Here is an 18,087-nt window from a genome sequence, read left to right as displayed (position 1 = left end):
AATGGATAATAAAGAGTACAAAAATTCAGAAGAAGTGAAAAAAAGAGCAGAAGAGGCAATAGGACGTCCCTTTAAAGAAATTTTTGAATTAGCTAAGAAATTTCAAGAGAAAAATGGTTTAAAAGAGAAGCATGGGAAAGGAGATATAGGACAGGCATACGAAGAAGGGTGGTTTAATTATGCGTGCAATAAAGATGCCGAACCAGACTTTAAAGAGGCAGATATTGAATTGAAAGTAACCCCTTTTTTGAAAAATAGTAGAGGATATAGAGCAAAAGAAAGATTATCACTTGGAAAAATTAATTACAAAGATGAAAACTGGAATGAATATGAAGAAAGTAGATTTTGGATTAAAAATCATCATTTGTTAATCATGTATTATCAATATATCAAAGGGATAGACCGTGAGAATTTTAGTGTTCAAAAGATAGATGAAATTCTTCTAAATGAACTGCCAGAAAGGGATAAGTCGATTATACAGCATGACTGGGAAAAGATTGCTAGGTATGTAAAAGAAGGAAGAGCACATGAATTAACAGAACGAGATTTTATGTACCTAAGTCCTGCCACAAAAGGTAGCGGAGGAAATAAGAAGGTAAAATATGATGATAGATATCCAAAGGCAAAGCCAAGGGCATATTCTTTTAAAAAGTCATATATGACAAAATTATTTAATGAAAGAATGTTGGACGAGGATGAAGAATCATATGTTTTACCAGATATTGTTTTATCAAAAGAAAAGGAATTTGATGATATTTTATTAGAAACATTACAAAAATATTTAGGAAGAACAGTTAAGTCCTTAAAAAAGGAGTTTCCAGATTATCGTGACGGGTATAGTCACAAGCATGGCATTATAAAACAAATATATAAGAGTGATTGTGACTTAGAGAAAACGGATGAGTTTCAAAAAGCCAATTATAAATTAAGAACGATAACAGTTAATAAAAATGGAATGCCGTTAGAAGATATGTCTTTTTCAACATTTGATTTTGAGGAATTATTAAAAGAAAAAACATGGAAAGAGTCTATTGTTTATGATGAAATGATTGATTCAAAGTTTTTACTTGTGATATTTTCTAAAAATTCAGAGGGAAAAGAAATTTTAAATAATGCAATGATGTGGTATATTCCTAAAAAAGATGAAAATAAAGTAAAAGAAGTTTGGGAAGAGACCCGGAATGTGATAAAAAATGGAATAAGATTACAACAGAAAATATCTCATGATAGAAAGGGAAGAGCGATATTTGCATATGAAAATAACTTTCCAAAGAGTAATTTTAATAAAGTGGCACATGTAAGAAATAAAGCTAGAGAAAGCGAATATTTTTGTGAAAACAGTAATTCAGTGAAATTAAAAAAGCCTGCTAAGATTATCGTACTTAAAGAAATTCCAGAGGAATTGAAAGATGTTCCGGTACCTACAGGAGAGTATATGACAAAACAGTGCTTTTGGTTTAATAAGAAATATATAAAACAACAGATTAAAGATTTTATAAAATCATATTAAAAAATAGAAAAGGATCTTTACAAGAATGTAAAAATCGGTTATTATATTTAAGAACGATCGTTCAATAATAAAAAAGAAGAGGTAAAAAAAGTGAAGAAAACAGTTTGCGAATTGTTTGCCGGAGTGGGCGGTTTTAGATGTGGACTTAATAATATAAAAACAGCCGAAGATTATGGTAAAGAGGAAAAATGGGATACGGTTTGGTTTAATCAATGGGAGCCATCAGAAAAAACTACACAATACGCACATGACTGTTATGTATATCGATTTGGGCCCCGATTGGATATTAATGGTGAGGATACAACAAATTATAATATTGAAGATGTAGATAAAGCAAAGATTCCTGACTTTAATCTGTTAGTTGGAGGTTTTCCATGTCAGGATTATTCAGTAGCTTCTTCGTTAGCTACGTCAAAGGGACTTGAAGGAAAAAAAGGTGTTCTATGGTGGTCGATTCGCGAGACATTAGAAGTAAAGAATCCCTCATTTGTGTTATTAGAAAATGTCGATAGATTATTAAAATCTCCGGCCAAGCAAAGAGGTAAAGACTTTGGTGTTATGTTAGCCTGTTTTAGAGATGAAGGTTATACGGTAGAATGGCGAGTTATTAATGCAGCAGAATATGGATACCAGCAGAGACGTCGTCGGATATTTATTTTTGCTTATAAAAACGATACAAAATATGCAGAGAGAATTTTGAAGACAATTAGATATACTGATGAATTGGAAGAGGATAAAAAAATAGAATGTATGGAAAATGTAGTTTTAAAAGAGGGATTTTTTGCAGAAACATTTGCAGTAAATAAAGCAGATAAAGCGAAGATGAAGGTTAAAGTGCTACCAACAGAAATAGGGGAAGTATCTGATACATTTCAATGTGCATTCGAAAATTCTGGTATAATGAAGGACGGAATAATATATACGATAAAGACAACGCCTACTTATAATGGAAAGCAGATAACTTTGGGAGATGTTATGGAAACAGGAGAAGTTGAGGAGGAGTATTTTATACCAGAAGAAAAATTATATTATACAAATCCGTCAGTTACACATAGTGATGAAACTGAACAGCGTCTTCCAAAAGAAGATAGACAGACATGGCAGTATTTGAAAGGAGCAAAAAAATTATTGCGAACAAGTGCAACCGGTCACGAATATATTTTTTCTGAAGGAGCAATTTCTATGATTGATCAGGAAGATAAGCCAGCACGTACGATGCTTACATCAGAAGGTGGATTTAGTAGAACTACCCATATTGTAAAAGATAAAATGACTGGAAGAGTGAGACTACTTACAGCGACAGAGGCAGAACGTATTCAAGGCTTTCCTACTAATCATACAAAATATTGTTTAGTTAAGGGAAAAACGGTGGAAATGCCGTTGAGAAAACGTAGATTTATGATGGGAAATGCATTGGTGGTTAATTTGGTGGCGGATATGGAGAAAAACTTAGAGAAGATTTTTAATCAAGAATAGTTCTATATGAATAAATATTGAATTATTTGAGTATATCTAAAGAAAAGAGGAATGGTAATGCTGATAATGTCAAAAGTATTTGATAAAAGAATCAATAGTTGGAATTTCTATGTTGAAAGTACATTTGGAGAGTATTTGAAGTTTGCAAAAAAAATTATTAATAATAATGAGTTGCAAAGAAAAAGAGTAAAAACTTCGAAAACGATTTATTCTCTGTTAAAGAACGATTTACAAAAAGGGTGTATTATGCCGCCTTTAGTTTTAGCACTTGTAAAAACAGATATAATTGATATTGAGAATCCGGATCAAGAAAAAATGTTGCAATATATAAATGAACATAGTGAAAATGTTTTACTTTTAGATGGCTTACAACGTACCTATACATTAATTGATGCAGATACTGATATGAAAAAGAAACCAGACGAAGAGTACCAAAAATTCTTGAAAAATAAGTTGAGATTAGAAATTTATGTAGAAATAAATAAGTTCGGAATTTTATACAGAATGTTGACTTTAAATACGGGACAAACTCCCATGTCTGCAAGACATCAGTTGGAAATGCTTTATAGTGATATGTTAAATACTGAATTTGAGGGAGTAAAACTGGTAACAGACAAAGAAGGAAAAGCGGATCCAGACGAAAATGAGTTCATTTTTAAAAATGCAATTGAAGGATTTAATTCTTATATGAATCGAAACGAATTACCAATTGATCGACAAGATATACTAGAAAATATTAAAATGCTCGAGAATATGTCAGAAGAAGATGTTTCAAAAGATTTATTTAAGGAATTTCTTGAAACATATATGAAATTATTTGGTATGTTGAGAAAAATTACAGATAACCATATTGTTGATGAGGAGGAATTGATTGAGTATGGAATAAGTGAATCTCCATTTGGAAAAAAAGTAAGTAAGATATTTTCAACATCACAGGTTTTGACTGGATTTGGAGCGGCAGTAGGAAAAATGAAAGATTTAGATATTATTCAGTCATTGGAAGATGTCTCAAAACTAGTAGACAAATTGGAAGAAAAAAATAAAGGCTATGTCTGGATGATGGAGCTGTTAAACAAACTAGATAGAATAAAAGTATCTTCTAAGAAAATTGGAAATGCTCAGAGAATGTTTTTTCAATATTTTTTTAGAGAATTATTAAATTCAGAAAGTGATTCTTATTTAGATTTAGAAGCGGCAGTTCAAAATGGATATAAGAAATACTATAGCCAGGTGATATAATAATGTATTTTAAATTTGTTGATGCAGAGGTTGAATGTGTATCGTTTCAATATAATGACACAGAAAATATCTTTGAAATGAAGGATAAAGAAAATAAAGTAATATGTGAGTATTATCCTCTATTAAATCTGGATGCAGAATATAATCCGAGAGATTTTGAATATTATTTATTAAGAAATGATAGAGAAGATTATTCAGAAAATAGTATTTATCAGGTCTATGCTTCAAAAGAAAGGATAGGATGGATTTTTCCTATACAGGCGTTAATGTCTAGACAGCATGATTATGTAAAAAATAAATTTTTTCTTAGATATGCCTATGTTGCGAGTTGCTGGCTCTTAGAAAATATAAACTGCTATAACCAGAAATTTTCAGAAATAGTAGTGTTGTCAGATTTTTATGATGATACAAGTACAATTTTGGTTTTAGATAAAGAGAATACTAAAAAAATTAATAATTTTCAGCTTGAAGATTATACGGTTAGTTTATATCAAAAAGGATATTCTTATTCTGAAAAAGGAAATTTGTATTCTACTATAGAAAAAGCTAATAAAAGAATTAATCTTCAACCAATATCTAGGGAATTACGTAATATAAAATATATACATACGTTATTTGAAAAGGAAGTACCAAAAAATCAAGAAGCATTTGCAAAGTTTCATACATATTATCAAATTATTGAAATTTTGATTTCGGTTGTTTTTGAAGATAAGTTTAAAAAATTTGTTGCCCAGTTGACGAGCAATAAGGGTTCTCTTTTTGATAAACGTGATGACTTGGGAAACATGGTATTAGAAAAGCAAAGAGTGAAGTGGCTATTTTCAAATTATGTAGAAATATCCGGGGAAGATGTAGCAATTTTAAATGATTGTTGTAAAAAACTTTTACAACTTAACGGAAAAAAAACGTGTAGTACAATGGCAGAAAACTTGTATTCGGTAAGATGTTTATTAGTGCATAATATGTATATATTAAATAATGAATCACATGAATTATTGAAAGATCTTGATAATGCATTTATAGATGTTTTAATGGATATGTTATTGACATTTAATACAAAAAGGGAAGGAATGGAAGAGTGATGTGCGATAACACCCTGATAACAAAATCCTCCCAAACCCCATGGAATCAGCAAAAAATTCACATTTTTCATCATAAACCAAACGAAAAATAACCACTTACGTTCTGCAATATCCCATTCTGATACCGTGAAGGTGGACGTACTGTAGGATCAGGACGTGTTGCTTCTATCATCGAGTAATCACGAACTTATATAATTAGTAACTGAATAATACTAGATTTTATATATATCGTACCGCAAGGTACTTGTGTTCAAGCGTAAGATTCACCCCAGAAACTAATGTTTCTGGGGTTTTTCTGTTGGGTGGAAAAATAGGAATTTGCTGGGCCGTTTGTTTACTCACCTCGCAAATTCCTATTTGAAGTTATAATTGCTGTATGATAAAATTATCGTAAAACACATATTTCTAAGAGGAGAAAATATGAGAAGGAGAAACACTATGTTATTTTATGGATTTGATATGCTATTTAACATCGCCTTCGCACTAATATTTTGTAGCGTTTTTATCATATTAGCATACGGCATTATCACAAGTATTACCACATGGAATAAAAACAATCACTCTCCACGGCTCAATGTATCAGCCAGGGTAGTTGCCAAACGAACGGAAGTCTCCCATCATCAACATCCTAATAATGGGGACATGAGCGGCTCTCATGGATATAGAACTACCTCATCCACTTCCTATTATGTAACTTTCGAGGTAGACAGCGGTGACAGAATAGAATTTTCTATGAGTGGTTCTGAGTATGGAATGCTAATAGAAGGAGATGCTGGAACATTAAATTTTCAAGGGACAAGATATCTTGGATTTGAGCGCAAATAGAGACATAAGAGCTATTAAAAATAAGCAGTTTCTAACAGAATTATTTAATACCATGTATAGCGAATTGACAGTTCCAAAATTCAATAAGAAAAATAAATGAAGGGAAATGATGTTTTTAATCATCGGCTCAATTATACTTTTTATTCATGCAGTAATAGTCTTTAACACAGGAGGAGATAAAAAAATAATATGAAAACGAAGACAGATTACAAGTCTATTTTGATAGAAATAAATATCCTTACCATCGCAATTGCTATTATAGCTGTTGCTGTTTACTTTTTTCTGGTTCCGAGTCATACGTCGATTAGCAGTATGTCAGGTCTGGGTATTGTTCTGTCGAATTTTGTTCCGCTGCCATTATCAGCGATTACGATGATTCTTAATGTAGTTTTATTAATTATTGGATTTTTTACCTGCGGAAAGGAATTCGGGCTTAAAACAGTTTACACGAGTGTTATGCTGCCAGTGTTTCTGGGTATATTTGAGAACATTTTTCCCAATACCGGTTCTATTACGAATAGTCAGGAACTGGATGTTCTTTGTTACATTCTGGTAGTGAGTGTGGGTCTGAGTATTTTATTCAACCGGAATGCTTCTTCTGGGGGATTGGATATTGTAGCTAAGATTATAAATAAATATTTTCATATGGAGCTGGGGAAAGCGATGTCTTTGTCGGGGATGTGTGTGGCACTTTCGGCGGCGCTGGTTTATGATAAGAAAACTGTAGTACTCAGTGTATTGGGAACTTATTTTAATGGTATTGTTTTGGATCATTTTATTTTTGATCATAATATCAAACGACGGGTCTGTATTATTACAAAAAAGGAAGAGGAATTGCGGCAGTTTATTGTTCGTGATCTGCACAGTGGGGCAACTATTTACGAAGCGATTGGTGCTTATAATATGGAAAAAAGAAATGAGATCATTACCATTGTAGACAAAGGGGAGTATCAGAAATTGATGAAGTATATCAATCAGGAAGATCCAGAGGCATTTATTACAGTATATACGGTATCGGATATGCGGTATTTGCCTAAGAAGTAGAAGAATTGAGCATGGAGAAAAGGATGTTGTTGTAGTAATCTATGGATATATGAGGAGGTGATTTTTGATGAAACTTACATGGAGTGAGGCGAGTGTTTTTGCATTTGTGTGGGCTTGTGCATTAGGGTATATTGTTGCAAGCCGCATACTGGAGTGGAATTTTGAACGATTTTTGCCAAGTAACTGGTATTTTGTGGTGAAAAAAAGATTGGCACAACCGGAAGCGAAGTCTTTGAGAACGGAGAAAGTACCGAAAAAGATATCGAATGTTCTGGAGGAGCTGCTTACTTTGATGCAAACCGGTAATTTGCAAAAGAGTACAGTAAGAATGGATCGGACTTTTCAAGAAAAAGTAATGCATGAAGTAAAGCTGCTTGAAGGAAGAGGTTTATCAAGGCAGCTACATTTTACGAATGTGAAGTTATCAGAAGAGAATGCCAAAAAGAGAGACTTCCGGCATTGGAGTGATTCAGGACGTGAATGGAGGGAAGTTATCGTAGAAGCCGCTGTTTCTGATAAATATTTACATAGAGACAGTGGTAAGGTAATTCATGAATCGATTTATCCGCATGGGTCGATATTGCTTCGGCAGTCTCGTCATATTCGTCACAATGAAGTGGGAGAGAAAGACAGGCAGAAGGAGCAGAGATTTTACTCAAAGTATTCGGAAATATTTTGTCCAAGCTGTGGGGCACAGATACAGTTAAAAGGTGATGAGACAAACTGTCCTTATTGTGGAGGGTTTATTCAGAGTAATTTCTATGACTGGCAAATCGAAGATTTTATGATTTATCAGACACCAGATCCGAATATGGATAATCTAAAGTATACCAGTGTAACGATTTTACTTTCGTTTTTACCGACATTTCCTTGTGTTTATTTGATCACGAATATGTATATTGCAATTGGTGTTGCGATGACACTTACAATTATACTGAGTCTGAGTCTTCTTTGGATCAGAGCAAGGAAAATAGATGAGCTGGAGAATCTTGAGAAAGAGATTGTCCGTTATGATGAGGGCTGGTTAATAAGTAATATCAATGAAGCGTTGTACAAAACACTTCTTACCCCAGAGCTGCTTTCTTACAGTGTTAATAATATAAAGCTAAAAGGTGTGGAAAATACGTCTGACAAGACGACGATTTCTGTGGAAGCGATGTTGAAGCAAACCTTTCTTCAAAATAATAAGCATATTGTGACGAAAAGTGAAAAGCATAACTGGAAGCTTTGCCGATCTCGTTATCCGAATCGAATCAAGTCCAAAGGCCAGGCCGTTGTGATGGAAAAGGAATGTCCAAGTTGTGGGGCTAACTATATTCCGGATAATAACGGTTGTTGTTCCTATTGTGGTTATAGTCTGCAAGTTGATAATGCTAAATGGAAATTGTTGTAATAAGTTTTTGTATATATATCGTACCGCAAGGTACTTGTGTTCAAGCGTAAGATTTGCCCCAGAAACTAATGTTTCTGGGGTTTTTCTGTTATCTAAAAAAATAGTAATTCAACAATATTTATCTCGCTTTGGTTTTACCTGTCCTTCGAGGGGTACGATGGTATGGTATTCTGCTTGGTGCTTTTCAATGGAAAGTCGTACTTGTTCTATGTGAGCAGGTTCTATGAGAAGGGACATACCGCAGGATAATTTACCCTGAATGGCTCTGGGAGCCGGGGCAATTCGGTTTGGAATGTCATCGGAATCTAAGACATCATGAAGGGCAAGTCCCTGCTCATAGTTTTCGAATAAGATATAATATTTTAATCCGCCTTTAATCATTCTCATAGATTGTAATTCAGATAGTGGTGGCAGAAAGCGCTGCACCAATTGCTCCGGCATAGCGACCGTCAGTATCGGTTAATACATCTGTTTTTAAAGATTCTCCGAGCGATTTTTTAAGATAAGAGTAATCGCACAATCCACCAGTAAGACAAATGCATTCTTCTTGTCCGTTTGTAAGTCTTGCTGCCTGTGATACAACTTTTTGTACGATAGAGTCGATAACGGCAAAGGCAATGTTTTCTCTTGATTCTCCACGTCCGATCAAACTGATTACCTCAGATTCTGCAAACACAGTACACATGGAGCTGATAGAAGTTCCGCTGCCTTTTGCAGCAAGCTCACACAGATCTTGTGGGGTTAGAGATAATGTATTTGCCATGACTTCAAGGAATCGGCCTGTTCCGGCGGAACATTTATCATTCATGAGGAAGTCGGTAACCATACCGTTTTCAATGCGGATGATTTTCGTATCCTGTCCCCCGATGTCAATGAGGAGCATATTTTCATTTTTATGAATATAGCAGGCTCCTTTTGCATGGCAGGTAATTTCTGTGACGCATTTTGCAGCATAAGGAACAGAGACACGACCGTATCCGGTTGCGACAACAACGGATTCTTCTGGCAGGATTCCCTTTTCCATGAGCGTTTCCTGTATTTGCTTTGCAGTATCTACACTGCTCCAGCCAGTTGGCTGTAAAAAACGGTGGAGAATCTCTTTTTCATGATTCATGACAACTGTTTTAGCGCAGGTAGAACCAATATCAATACCAATAAAATATTTGTTCATAATAAGTATCCTGAATATTTTTTCTTTATCAACAGCACTTAATCAATAAAAACTAGATATAGAGAAATCAAGTTTATCAATATGTCGTTTGTAAAGATATTGACGAATTGGAATACCTAAAATATGACATATTGATAAAAATGAATTCTGAAAAATAGATTGATAAAGTTGAATGTTTATAAATTAAATTTCTAAAATATGTGTAGAAGCCCACTCGATTCCTTCTTTGGTGAGTGCTTCTATTAAAATAGTTTTATCTTCTGGAGCGGATTTCCAGGCAAAGCCACAGCCGGCGGTAATTTCGCGTGGAACAGGAATTAATCGTCCGGGAAGACCATTTTTTGCACAGAGTTTATCGGTTGCCATTGCCTGTGTGGTTGCGTCAAATGCGATGATGAATGCAGGCTTTTTCTTTCTAAGCATAGGCAAACTCCTTTATTTAAGGCTGCACGATTAAGTCAGCCTGTGTCATTTTTTCTGCAATCACATACATATTTGTCACTTCGCCAACTTGTAATTTATCCGTAATGCCATAAAAGTTTAAACAGGTTCCGCAGGTGAGGATTTCAACACCCTGGGCTTCTAAAGATTTTAAATCTTCAATAGAGGCAGAGTCTTCACAAGTGATATATGCACCGCTATTATAGAAAAGGATAGTAGAAGGAAGAGTATCTTGCTGGCTTAAGGTATAGATAAATCCTTTTAATAAAGCTTTTCCAAGTTCTTCTTCGCCGTTTCCCATCTGATTTGAGCGGATAACTACGACCGTATTTTTTTTATTTAACGGAGTGATCGGACAGCTTTCTTCTTCTATTGTTGACACAGCATTATTAGCGGCAATCTGTGCCGCTTCTGCATTTACAGTCATTGTGACTTTAAATTCATTATCAGCAACTTTTTCAGAATGTACATCGTATCCTTTCTGGTTTGCCATCTTTGTAAGGTTTTGTACGGCAATTTCATTATCAACAAGTGTCTCAACTGTCCCTCCACCCTGTAATTCGCGGATAGCATTTTTAGTTTTTACTACGGGGATTGGGCAGGCATCGCCTATTGCATTTACTTTAATCATGATGGTTCCTCCATTTTGTATATTTATAAAGAATGTAAAGAATGTCTCGGCATTCTTGCTGCAAGATGTGCGTCATGCAATGAAGCCATACTTTTACTGCACATCTGATATGTTCTATGAATCATTCTGGTATTTATTTTGTAAGAAAGATTCTAAGAGTAGGTTGTGTTTTTTAAAATTCTAAATAGGTAGAAGTCATTTAATTCGTGACTAAAATTTCTGGTTCTGCTTTTTCCAAAACTTCTCCGACAATCTCAGCAGGAAGACCGGAAGCTTTTAACTTGCCAAGAAGAGCAGGTGCATCTTCTTTTGCAAGAGAAATGAGCAGACCACCGGATGTCTGAGGATCAAAAAGAATTTCTTCCATTGCAAATGGGATATCTTTAAATTGAACAAATGGACCGGTAAAGTTTCGGTTCCTCTGTCCGGCAGCAGTTAAAAGGAATTCATCGGCGTGTCGTAAGGCCTCTTCAAAGACAGGAACCTGTTTTGCGTGAATATGACAGGAAAGCTGTCCATCCATCATTTCATGAAGGTGGCCTAGAAAACTAAATCCTGTAACGTCTGTGCAGGCATGGATTTCGAAATTCCTGCAACACTCTGCGGCGTACTTGTTCAAGGTTGTCATGGAGTCTGTTACGGCTTTCATTGCTTCCACAGAAGCTTCTCCTACTCGATTTGCTGTGCAGATAATGCCGACACCAAGCCGCTTCGTAAGAATCAGTGCATCGCCCGGTTTCGCCCCGTTATTCGTATAGATTTTATTCGGATTGACGATGCCGGTAACAGAAAGACCATATTTCACATCCGAATCAGCAATAGAGTGCCCTCCGGCAAGTGTTCCGCCGGCTTCAATTACTTTTTCGGCACCGCCTCGCATAATTTCACCTAAAATGTTCAAATCCATTTTTTCAGGAAAACAGACAATATTTAAGGCGGTCTTTACTTCACCGCCCATTGCGTAAATATCACTTAATGCATTTGTAGCAGCGATTTTCCCAAAAGTGTAAGGGTCATCGACCATCGGAGGAAAGAAATCAAGGGTTTGTACAAAAGCAATATCATCAGATATCTTATAGACAGCGGCATCATCTTTACTGTCATAACCGACAAGAAGATTCTCATCTTCCGGACCCTGCGGTAGCTTCGATAATATACGACTTAAAATACCGGCACCAAGTTTAGCGGTACATCCTCCTCCCTTGCAAAATAGTTTTTCTTTTTCCATAATAGGCAGCCTCCTTTTATGTGGGATGTACTCTCAGTGCTTTTTATGTATGTGCTTGTTACCACTGAAAAATACTTTTATGATTCCTCTTCAATGTAATTTCAGAACTTTTCATACATTTACTTTTGTAACCGATTTTGCGAGTACATTTTGGATAAAATTTCCCAACATAATGTAATTTATTCTAAAATTAGTTTAATAGATATTGTACAGAAAGTAAAATTCATTATTTCGATAATATAGATAGGATTATTGATAAAAACGATAGATATGGTAAAATATATTTATTCTGGAGTGTTTTCGACCAGAGTATTTTAAACTTACCGGAAAGGAAAGTGAGAAAATGGATATACATCAATTGCAGATTTTTGCAAATGTTGCAGAATGTAAAGGTTTTTTGGCAGCATCGAAGAAAATGCATCTCTCGCAATCTACAGTCAGTACACATATGTCAGCCTTAGAGCATGAGCTTGGGAAAAAGCTGATTCGACGTACAGCAAGAAATTTTGAATTGACAGAAGATGGGGTAAAACTTTATAAGTATGCAGTAGATATTTTACTTTTACATCGGAAAGCAATAATGGAAGTTGGGGGGAATGGAAGTGAGTTTCTTCGGATTGGTACATCTTCTGTTCCGGCACAGTGGTTTGTTCCTACAATATTGAGTGGATTTTTAAAGAAAAATGTAAATACGCAGGTGGAGATGACGAGTGCGGATAGTTTAGATATTATTCGTCGGGTAAAAGAGGGAAGTCTCGATATTGGATTTGTTGGGACAAAGGTAGAAAAGCAGTGCAAGTACATTCCACTGATAAAAGACCATTTGGTTTTGGCAGCACCAAATACAAAGGAGTATCAGAAGATTTTTGCCGGAGAAAGTGATTCTGGGGAGAGTGATTTAAGACAGATTTTAGAAGCACCATTTTTAGCAAGAAGACAGTACTCTGGAACAATGAAAGAGGCACTCGGCAGCTTGAAGTATTTTGGAATAGAAGAAGAAGACTTAAACATTATTGCAACCTTTGATAGTGCAGAGATGCTAAGAGATTGTGTGGAAGCTGGAATGGGAATTTCGATTTTGTCATATCAAATGATAAGAGAATTACATGAGTCTGGAAAGATATTGATTTATAGATTGCCGGAAAAGGAATTTTGCAGGGAATTATATCTTATCTATAAAAATGAATCTTTTCTTCCGGAAATAGTGAAAAGGTTTATTCATTATACAGAGAAGTATTTTAAAAAAGAATTTTAAGGAGATATATGTAACTTATTAACGGTTCAACAAAGTCGGTATAATCAAGAATTTTTGTTGAACATACACTAAAAGGAATAGAGAGGAAAAATGTATCGAATTTTAATTGTCGAAGATGATTCTACGATTGCTTCGAATGTGGCAGCACATCTGGAGCGGTGGGATTATGAGACCAAACAGATAGAAGATTTTAAATGTGTGATGGAAGCATTTCAGCAGTTTGATCCGCAGCTTGTTATTTTAGATATTGGTTTGCCGTTCTATAACGGATTTTACTGGTGTCAGGAAATCCGGAAAATATCGAGTGTTCCAATTCTGTTTTTATCCTCTATGAATGATAATATGAACATAGTGATGGCAATGAATATGGGCGGCGATGAATTTATCGAGAAGCCATTTGATCTAAATGTACTAACAGCCAAGGTACAGGCATTACTACGCCGGGCCTACTCCTTTCAAGGCAATGTCAATGTGTTAGAGCATGAAGGAATGCTTCTTAATTTAAATGATGCTTCGCTTTCTTATAAGGGGGAGAAAATATCTCTTACTAAAAATGAATTTCGTATTTTGCAGATGCTTATGGAGAATGCCGGAAAGATTGTTGCAAGAGATGATATTATCGCAAGGCTGTGGGAGAGTGACGAATTTATTGATGATAATACACTTACAGTAAATGTGGCAAGACTTCGTAAGAAGTTAGAAAATGCAGGTATGGAAGGACGAATTAAGACGAAAAAAGGAATCGGGTATTATTTGGATAAATAGAGGAAAGAAAGAGAAATGATCAAAGAAAGTATTTTTTCATTTTTGAAAATCCGCAAAATGCCAATTATTATATTTACAGGAATCGTTGTGATATTTGGAATACTATTTTATTTATATGATATTCCTTTTGATGCGATTATCTATGGATGCGAATTGTCTTTTGTGTGGTGTGCAGTATGTCTGTTTATTGATTTTTACAAATATTATAAACGGCATAAGTTATTACATATCAACAGGGAGCAGTTTTTTGACGATGCAGAACAACTCCCAGAGCATATGGATATTATTGAATATGATTATCAGGAACTTGCAAAGGAATTATATCAGGCAAAGCAGGAGCTTATTTCTAAGAATCGAATTGCAAAAAAAGAGCTGCTTGATTATTATGGCATGTGGGTTCATCAGATCAAAACACCGATTGCTGCATTGGATATTTTATTGCAAAATACGGAGCAATTTTTATATGAAGAAGATATAGTGAACAGCCGGATAAATAAACGGTTAGAAATTATTCAGGAATCAATACCTGTTTCTGATATGAAAATGGAACTGTTCAAGATAGAGCAGTATGTGGAGATGGCATTAAATTATCTAAGAGTTGAAGACATATCTTCAGATTTATCTTTTAAACAGTATGCGGTAGATGATATGGTGTGTCAGGTTATCCGAAAATACGCAAAGATTTTCATATCTAAAAAGATAAAAATGGATTTTAAACCGACAAAAGCTTGTATAGTAACAGATGAAAAATGGTTTATTTTTGTACTCGAGCAAATCATATCGAATGCCTTGAAATATATAAAGAAGGGACAGATTTCTATTTATATGAAAGAAAAATCTCTTGTAATCGAAGATACAGGAATTGGAATTCCGGCAGAAGATCTTCCGCGAATTTTTGAAAAAGGCTTTACTGGATATAATGGCAGAGAGAACAAGAAGTCTACCGGAATCGGTCTGTATTTATGTAAAAATATTATGGATAAATTGCAGTGGAATATTACAGCAGATTCAGAAGTGGGAAGAGGAACAAAGATATATCTTACAAAAATGTAAGGTAAGAGCAGAAAGTGTTAGGTACTTCGATGGAAGCAGCGGCACTTTCTTTTTATAATAAACCTGTAAGCTTAGAGCATTTTTCAAACACGCTCTAGAGAAGAAGAAAGGCAGGGAATTATAATGGCATTATTAGATGTAAAAAATGTTCGTAAAGTATATACAACACGCTTTGGCGGAAATCAGGTGGAAGCATTAAAAGATGTAAACTTTTCTGTGGAGCAGGGCGAATATGTAGCAATTATGGGGGAATCTGGTTCAGGAAAAAGTACACTTCTTAATATTTTAGCGGCACTTGATAAGCCGACCGAAGGAAAAGTATTTTTAAAAGAAAAAGATTTAAGCAAAGTAAAAGAAAAAGAGATGGCGGCATTTCGCCGGAATAATCTGGGATTCGTATTTCAGGACTTTAATCTTCTGGATACCTTTTCTTTAAAAGATAATATTTTTCTTCCGCTTGTACTTTCCGGAACATCGTATAGAGAAATGGAAAGAAGACTTCTTCCACTTGCAGATAAACTTGGTATCAAAAACTTGCTGGAGAAGTATCCCTATGAAGTTTCGGGAGGGCAAAAGCAAAGAGCTGCCGTTGCAAGAGCAGTTATCACACAGCCGCAGCTTCTGCTGGCGGATGAACCGACCGGAGCACTGGATTCTAAGGCAGCAAAAGAACTGCTAAAGCTATTTACCAGTTTGAATCAAGATGGACAGACCATCCTGATGGTAACACATAGTGTAAAGGCAGCAAGCACAGCAGGGCGGGTTTTATTTATTAAAGACGGCCGGGTATTTCATCAGATTTACAAAGGAAACCTCAGCGAGACACAGATGTATCAGAAGATTTCCGATGCGATGACTGCAATCACAGCGGGAGGTGCGGATGATGAATAGTAAAATTTATGGAAAGCTTGCAGTAACGAATTTAAAAAATAATAGGAAAAATTATCTCCCATATATTTTAGCATCTGCATTTTCTGTGATGATGTATTTCATTATGGATAGTTTATATCGAAATCCCTCCCTCGTAAAAACGGGTGCAACCCTATCAATTATGCTTTCTTATGCGAATGTAGTATTGCTTATTTTCTCGGTTATCTTTTTGTTTTATATAAATAGTTTCCTTATCAAACGCCGGAAAAAGGAGTTAGGAATTTATAATATTTTAGGTATGGGAAAAGGACATCTTGCCAAAATGCTATTTATAGAATCTATAATTACAACAACAGTGAGTATTATTGGCGGCATTTTAGCAGGAATCCTTTTTGGAAAACTTGTGTATCTTGTGTTATTGAAAATCCTCCATTTGAAAAGAGATATCGTGTATATGATTTCTCCAGTTTCTGTAGGAATTACGGCAGCTATTTTTGGATGCATTTTCTTTGTAATTTTTCTGTATAACCTTGTGCAGATGAAGCTTTCAAATCCGATTGAATTGCTTCGAGGAGGAAATGCTGGGGAGCGGGAACCAAAAACAAAATGGCTGATGACAATCATCGGATCTGTTTGTTTAGCAGGTGGTTACTATATTTCACTTACAACAAAAGAACCACTTCAAGCAATAGGTCAGTTTTTTGTTGCCGTACTTTTAGTTGCCGCAGGAACATATGCATTATTTATGGCGGGAAGTATCACTTTATTAAAGTTACTCCGTAAAAAAAAGAGTTATTATTATAAGACAAGGCATTTTACAGCCATATCTGGTATGATTTATCGAATGAAACAGAATGCAGTAGGTCTTGCGAATATTTGTATATTAAGCACGATGGTACTTGTTATGGTTTCTATCACTATTTCTCTATATGCAGGAATGAACGATGTATTAGTAACACGTTTTCCATCTGAAGCCCAAATTACAAATCAGGGAATCAACCAAAATGAAGAACGGCAAATCGGGGAACTCGTAGCTAGTATTACAAAAGAAAATCATACAAATCCAACTTCACAGATACGTTTTCATGAAGGAAATTTTACTGCATTATATAATGACAAAACTAAAAACTTCAATATGACAACAGCACAAAGTTATGGCGATACCAACATAGTCGAGTTTGTTATGATACCGCTTTCTGATTATAATAAGACAGAAGGAAAAGCAGTAAAACTTGCAGATAATGAAGTACTTATCTACCATAGAAAAAATAAAAATAAATCCAGCATAAAGAATGAAGAAACCGTTCATTTAAATAATGATTCCTATAAAGTAGCAGCAAATTTAGATAGTATGAGAATTGCAAAAGCAGATGCAACAAATTCCGTCGATGGATGGTATGTCATAGTTAAAGATACCAATATTATTAAAAAGTATTTAAAAGCTGTTTATGGAAAAGATGATATGGAGGATAGTGTAGAAGATTATCATGAATTCATGCAATATGTCTATAGCTTTAATTTAGATGGAAGTAGAACCAATCGAGAAAGAACAGAACAAATTCTTCAAGAACAGCTTCAGGCAAAATTTAAGTCTGCATTTATAGAAGGAAGAGAACTAAGCCGGGAAAACTTTTATAACTTCTACGGAGGATTTCTCTTCATCGGCATATTTCTCGGAATCATCTTCCTCATGGCGACTGTGCTTATCATCTACTACAAACAGATATCTGAAGGTTACGATGATAGAGAACGCTACCAGATTATGCAAAAAGTCGGAATGAGCAAAAAAGAAGTCAGACAGTCCATAAGAAGCCAGGTACTACTCGTCTTCTTCCTGCCACTGATTATGGCAGTCATTCATCTGGCATTTGCTTTTAAAATTATCACAAGGCTACTCAGTGTGTTAAACCTTACGAATATATCATTATTTTTCATGTATACAGTAGGAACAGTAGCGGTATTTGCAGTAATCTATGTGATAATTTATAGTATAACAGCAAGAGAATATTACAAAATAATAATTTGCCGGGGTGAATAAACAGACGAACCCCCAGAGAGATACTACCCTATATCTGCGACTAAAGTCACAAATATAGGGTAGTGT

17 protein-coding genes are annotated in these 18,087 nt (G+C 35.0%); 12 read left to right on the top strand and 5 right to left on the bottom strand.

The genetic code is table 11. From position 1 onward, the window contains the following. Window position 1: 1 nt before the first annotated feature. The 7 genes from EUBHAL_RS03500 to EUBHAL_RS03470 all read left to right on the top strand — a co-directional run bounded on the left by EUBHAL_RS03500 (window position 2) and on the right by EUBHAL_RS03470 (window position 8,569). Window positions 2–1,510, top strand: a complete 1,509-nt coding sequence (locus EUBHAL_RS03500; RefSeq protein ID WP_044921785.1) for a Sau3AI family type II restriction endonuclease — start codon at window positions 2–4, stop codon at window positions 1,508–1,510. A 90-nt stretch (window positions 1,511–1,600) separates the two neighbouring features. After that, complete coding sequence (gene dcm, locus EUBHAL_RS03495; protein WP_005344924.1) at window positions 1,601–2,986, top strand: DNA (cytosine-5-)-methyltransferase; 1,386 nt, start codon at window positions 1,601–1,603, stop codon at window positions 2,984–2,986. Between the two features lie 66 nt (window positions 2,987–3,052). Beyond that, window positions 3,053–4,225: a hypothetical protein gene (locus EUBHAL_RS03490; protein ID WP_242648732.1), complete on the top strand. Its 1,173-nt coding sequence runs from the start codon at window positions 3,053–3,055 to the stop codon at window positions 4,223–4,225. A gap of 77 nt (window positions 4,226–4,302) precedes the next feature. Beyond that, a complete protein-coding gene (locus tag EUBHAL_RS03485; RefSeq protein WP_167534383.1) occupies window positions 4,303–5,307 on the top strand; it encodes a hypothetical protein in 1,005 nt (334 codons plus the stop codon). Between the two features lie 438 nt (window positions 5,308–5,745). Beyond that, window positions 5,746–6,132 (top strand): DUF2500 domain-containing protein, encoded by a 387-nt coding sequence (locus EUBHAL_RS03480; protein ID WP_005344916.1) that lies wholly within the window; start codon window positions 5,746–5,748, stop codon window positions 6,130–6,132. A gap of 189 nt (window positions 6,133–6,321) precedes the next feature. Then, window positions 6,322–7,176 carry a YitT family protein gene (locus EUBHAL_RS03475; RefSeq protein WP_005344914.1) on the top strand — a complete coding sequence of 285 codons (855 nt, stop codon included), beginning with the start codon at window positions 6,322–6,324 and terminating at the stop codon, window positions 7,174–7,176. 67 nt (window positions 7,177–7,243) lie between these two features. After that, window positions 7,244–8,569, top strand: a complete 1,326-nt coding sequence (locus tag EUBHAL_RS03470) for a zinc ribbon domain-containing protein (RefSeq protein WP_005344913.1) — start codon at window positions 7,244–7,246, stop codon at window positions 8,567–8,569. Window positions 8,570–8,677: 108 nt separating this feature from the next. On the opposite strand, the gene EUBHAL_RS03465 is transcribed toward EUBHAL_RS03470, so the two are convergent. The 5 genes from EUBHAL_RS03465 to selD form a co-directional block, all read right to left on the bottom strand. Then, complete coding sequence (locus EUBHAL_RS03465; protein ID WP_005344911.1) at window positions 8,678–8,956, bottom strand: putative Se/S carrier protein; 279 nt, start codon at window positions 8,954–8,956, stop codon at window positions 8,678–8,680. Between the two features lie 10 nt (window positions 8,957–8,966). Then, a complete protein-coding gene (locus EUBHAL_RS03460; protein WP_005344910.1) occupies window positions 8,967–9,740 on the bottom strand; it encodes an acyl-CoA dehydratase activase in 774 nt (257 codons plus the stop codon). A gap of 183 nt (window positions 9,741–9,923) precedes the next feature. Continuing rightward, window positions 9,924–10,163, bottom strand: a complete 240-nt coding sequence (locus tag EUBHAL_RS03455; RefSeq protein ID WP_005344909.1) for a putative Se/S carrier protein — start codon at window positions 10,161–10,163, stop codon at window positions 9,924–9,926. Between the two features lie 16 nt (window positions 10,164–10,179). Then, window positions 10,180–10,812 (bottom strand): sulfurtransferase-like selenium metabolism protein YedF, encoded by a 633-nt coding sequence (gene yedF, locus EUBHAL_RS03450; RefSeq protein WP_005344908.1) that lies wholly within the window; start codon window positions 10,810–10,812, stop codon window positions 10,180–10,182. A 199-nt stretch (window positions 10,813–11,011) separates the two neighbouring features. Next, window positions 11,012–12,040, bottom strand: coding sequence for a selenide, water dikinase SelD (gene selD, locus EUBHAL_RS03445; protein ID WP_005344907.1), 1,029 nt, complete (start codon window positions 12,038–12,040; stop codon window positions 11,012–11,014). Window positions 12,041–12,383: 343 nt separating this feature from the next. Between selD and EUBHAL_RS03440 the strand changes: the two genes are divergently transcribed. From EUBHAL_RS03440 to EUBHAL_RS03420, 5 genes are all read left to right on the top strand, one after another. Then, the gene (locus tag EUBHAL_RS03440; protein WP_005344901.1) at window positions 12,384–13,295 is read left to right on the top strand and encodes a selenium metabolism-associated LysR family transcriptional regulator; all 912 of its coding nucleotides are present in this window, start codon (window positions 12,384–12,386) and stop codon (window positions 13,293–13,295) included. A 90-nt stretch (window positions 13,296–13,385) separates the two neighbouring features. Then, window positions 13,386–14,060 (top strand): response regulator transcription factor, encoded by a 675-nt coding sequence (locus EUBHAL_RS03435; protein WP_005344899.1) that lies wholly within the window; start codon window positions 13,386–13,388, stop codon window positions 14,058–14,060. Window positions 14,061–14,075: 15 nt separating this feature from the next. Then, window positions 14,076–15,113: a sensor histidine kinase gene (locus EUBHAL_RS03430; RefSeq protein ID WP_005344898.1), complete on the top strand. Its 1,038-nt coding sequence runs from the start codon at window positions 14,076–14,078 to the stop codon at window positions 15,111–15,113. A gap of 123 nt (window positions 15,114–15,236) precedes the next feature. Then, entirely contained in the window at window positions 15,237–16,004 is a 768-nt protein-coding gene (locus tag EUBHAL_RS03425; RefSeq protein ID WP_005344897.1) for an ABC transporter ATP-binding protein, read from the top strand. Beyond that, entirely contained in the window at window positions 15,997–18,021 is a 2,025-nt protein-coding gene (locus EUBHAL_RS03420) for an ABC transporter permease (RefSeq protein WP_044921778.1), read from the top strand. The genes EUBHAL_RS03425 and EUBHAL_RS03420 overlap by 8 nt, the downstream gene beginning before the upstream one ends. Window positions 18,022–18,087 lie beyond the last annotated feature (66 nt).

The sequence above is a fragment of the Anaerobutyricum hallii DSM 3353 genome (assembly GCF_000173975.1).
Lineage (GTDB): Bacteria > Bacillota > Clostridia > Lachnospirales > Lachnospiraceae > Anaerobutyricum > Anaerobutyricum hallii.
The sequence above is the reverse complement of the archived record's forward strand: the minus strand, read 5'-3'. Positions and strand labels throughout refer to the sequence as shown.